This window comes from Methanimicrococcus hacksteinii, from assembly GCF_032714515.1.
GTDB classification, from domain to species: Archaea; Halobacteriota; Methanosarcinia; order Methanosarcinales; family Methanosarcinaceae; genus Methanimicrococcus; species Methanimicrococcus hacksteinii.
The window spans coordinates 1-1,378 of the sequence record NZ_JAWDKC010000009.1; the positions used below are offsets into that span (position 1 = coordinate 1).

Consider the following 1,378-nt stretch of genomic DNA (forward strand, 5'->3'; position numbering starts at 1 on the left):
GTGGAGAGCCGTAATGGCGAGAAGCGAATGAATATGTTATGACGAAAGTCGGCTGCACCCCGGAGCCCGTGAAAAGGGGTCGAAACGTCCGTACCAAGATCTGACACAGGTGCCCCTAGCTGAAAAGGCTAAGGCGTGACGGAGTAATTCAGTTTAGGGAATTCGGCAAATTAGCTCCGTAACTTCGGGAGAAGGAGTGCCTGCTGTGAAGACAGCAGGTCGCAGTGACCAGGGGGCTCCAACTGTCTAATACCAACATAGGAGATCGCAAATCCGTAAGGATGAGTACGATCTCTGAATCCTGCTCAGTGCAGGTACCTCAAACCCCGGTTCAACGGGACGAAGGGCCTGTAAACAGCGGGGGTAACTATGACCCTCTTAAGGTAGCGTAGTACCTTGTCGCTTAATTGGCGACTTGCATGAATGGATCAATGAGAGCCCTACTGTCCCAAACTGGAATCCGGTGAAGCTTACATTCTAGTGCACAGTCTAGAGACCTCTAGGGGGAAGTGAAGACCCCATGGAGCTTTACTGCAGCCTGTCGTTGAGTTGTGATTTCGAATGTACAGTGTAGGTAGGAGACGTCGAAGCGGGCGCGCCAGCGTTCGTGGAGTCAAAAGTGGGACACTACCCTTTTGGAATTACGATTCTCACTCTCTTCTTGAGAGGACCCCGATAGGTGGGCAGTTTGCCTGGGGCGGGACGCCCTTGAAAAGATATCAAGGGTGCGCAATGGTTGACTCAAGTGGGTCGGAAACTCACTGAAGAGTGCAAGAGCATAAGTCAGCCTGACGTTATTTCGCACAACAAGGAATGACGAGACGAAAGTCGGTTCTAGCGAACTTTTGAGCCCGCTTGGTGCGGGCCAAAAACTACAGAAAAGTTACCCTGGGGATAATTGTGTCGTTGCCGGCAAGAGTACATATCGACCCGGCAGCTTGCTACTTCGATGTCGGTTCTTTCCATCCTGGCCGTGCAGCAGCGGCCAAGGGTGAGGTTGTTCGCCTATTAAAGGAGATCGTGAGCTGGGTTTAGACCGTCGTGAGACAGGTTGGTTACTATCTACTAGAGGTGTTTGATGTCTGAGGGTAAGTTGCTTTTAGTACGAGAGGAACAAAGCAACGGTGCCTCTGGTCTACCTGTTGTCTGACAAGGCATCGCAGGGCAGCTACGCACCAAGGAATAAGAGCTGAATGCATCTAAGCTCGAAATCTCACCTAAATAAGAGACATCGTCAAGGACACTCGTAAAAGACGAGGTTGATCGAAACGGGATGTACGCACCAAGGCAACGAGGTGTTTAGTCCGCGTTCACGAATAGTCCGTGCCGCCGCAAGACTGATTTTTCAGGCGATATCTGAATATGTCTGAGTTATCCG

Annotated in this window: 1 rRNA gene; it reads left to right on the plus strand. The window is 51.0% G+C overall.

Annotated features, from left to right (window positions below):
- Window positions 1–1,337: ribosomal RNA gene (locus MmiAt1_RS02080) — 23S ribosomal RNA — on the plus strand; the annotation flags it as partial.
- Window positions 1,338–1,378 lie beyond the last annotated feature (41 nt).